The sequence below is a fragment of the Streptomyces sp. NPDC001156 genome, from assembly GCF_053598275.1.
Genome location: NZ_JBSFJX010000487.1, coordinates 1 through 1,904 on the forward strand (window position 1 = coordinate 1; position 1,904 = coordinate 1,904).

The 1,904-nt window shown below is 67.1% G+C and carries 3 protein-coding genes; 1 reads left to right on the top strand and 2 read right to left on the bottom strand.

The window, feature by feature from the left end:
• Both ACWDA7_RS52455 and ACWDA7_RS52460 read right to left on the bottom strand, forming a co-directional pair.
• A partial coding sequence (locus ACWDA7_RS52455; RefSeq protein ID WP_450615254.1) for an FtsK/SpoIIIE domain-containing protein occupies positions 1-1,209 on the bottom strand: 1,209 nt, incomplete at its 3' end.
• Between the two features lie 2 nt (positions 1,210-1,211).
• Positions 1,212-1,541: an SCO3933 family regulatory protein gene (locus tag ACWDA7_RS52460; RefSeq protein ID WP_355812704.1), complete on the bottom strand. Its 330-nt coding sequence runs from the start codon at positions 1,539-1,541 to the stop codon at positions 1,212-1,214.
• A 188-nt stretch (positions 1,542-1,729) separates the two neighbouring features.
• Here ACWDA7_RS52460 and ACWDA7_RS52465 point away from each other — a divergent pair.
• Positions 1,730-1,904 (top strand): GntR family transcriptional regulator (locus tag ACWDA7_RS52465; protein WP_450615256.1); only part of this gene is annotated, 175 nt, incomplete at its 3' end.

Sequence of the window (1,904 nt, forward strand, 5' to 3'; positions counted from 1 at the left end):
TGCTTCAGCGCGGGAGGTGTGCGGGGTGCGGATCTTCGCCCAGCCCCCAGAAGAGTCTGCGGCGACCGCTGTCCCGGGGCGTTCAGCCGGTATCAAACTGGCGGCCAGGACCGCATCCGGTGCCACGTCGGCAAGCCCCATTTCAGCGGTCTGCTTGTCGTTGACCCGGTGGACAACCCGGCCGGTGAGCTGTGCGCGCAGCATGGTGGCGCCCTTGCCCAGTTCCGAGCCGAAGCGCTGGCCGCAGATCTCCAGGTGGATGCCGACCGCGCGAGCCATCTGCGCCAGCCGGATCAACGCGGTGACGATCCGCTCCCGCCGCTCCTCATCCTTGCGAGAGGCGATCAGGAACAGTTCCGCCACCTCGTCCACCAGGACAACCACCGACACCGGTCGCACTGTCTCGGGCAGGTCCCACACGTCCGAGACACCGTGCAGACTCAGCAGGTCGAACCGGGACTCCATCTCCGCTACCAGCACATCCAGTAGCGACGCGGAATCATCCGGGGTGATGGCCAGGGCCGACAGTCGAGGCGCGTACGCGGACTGTTCCACCCCGCGCTTGCAGTCGATCCCGACCAGCGCCACCGGTAACCGCGCCAAGCCTTTGATCAGGTTCCGCTGGTAGACGGACTTTCCGGAGTTGTTCGCGCCCAGCGTCAGCGCCATGGGCACCTTGCGGTAGTCGCGGACGAACGCGGTCCCGTCCTCCCGCAAAGCCACCGGAACCGCCAGGCCCTCCGGGCGTGCCCCGCGCGGCATCTGTACCCGCCGCAGCACGTCATAGCCGGTCATGCGCAGCTCGACATAGCCCGGCTTGGTCTCGGCGATCGTCACGGAGTGGACGCCCCAGGCGTGCCGCAGCCGCTCGGAGGCGGCCACCAGGTCGGCCGGTTCCAGAACGGCGGGAAGCCGCAGAATCACCCGCAGCCCCGTCGACGTACCGCGAACCCGGCGGACCTTCGGCGGGACCGGCAGCACCTCACGACGTGTGACGCTCTTCGCGAGGAACGCCCGCAGACGCGACGGCTGCACCGTCAGCCCACACACGTCCATCGTCGAGCGGTACGTGAGCGTGAACCGGCCCCAGGTGACCGGCAGTCCGACCAGCGACCAGTACACACGAGGAGCGCGTACCTTCGCGTAGCCCAGACCGCCGGCCCCCGCTAACGCTCCCGTGGCCTCCAGCCACATCGAGACGTCGGCCATGGTCAGACCGCCGACGTGACCGCGACCGCGCGGAACGAGATCCCGTGCCGCTTCTGCCCGTTGAACTCGTTCTCCCAGTCACGAGCCTTCAGCCCGACGACCTTGACCGGCGTCCCCGGCGCCAGACCCTCGGGGAAACCCGTCTCGGGGATGGTCACCTGGTAGAGGTTCCCCTCCCCCTCATCCGAGACCAGCAGACCCACGGTCGACAGACCCGCACCGGTCTCCCGGTCCACAGCCCGCTCACCGGTCTTCTGGTTGACCAGCTTCGGCACGGGCGCAGTCGCCACGAACACCACAGCGGTCGAAAGATCGATCTTGAAAGACGGCATGAACACATCCCTCGCTTCGGAGGCCGCGCGACGCGACCTCTCTAGACTTCTCCATTGGAAACCGAGATCTCTAGAGACGTCAAGGGGATGTATAGAGATGTTCGAAGCAGAGGATTGCGGCTACACGCACCGAGCGGGTGACTCCACCCATGGCCTAGGCTGTCTAGAGAGGAGAGGAGGGCCCCGGAATGACGAACACCGACGACGACCGTCGGCCGAAGTACCAGCGGATCGCGGACTCTCTACGTGAGGCGATCCAGTCGGGCGAGTACGGTCCCGGTGACCGGCTTCCGGGAGAGAACGACCTGATGGCCGAGTACGACGTGGCCCGCATGACGGCCCGCCAGGCCCTGGGCGTACTCA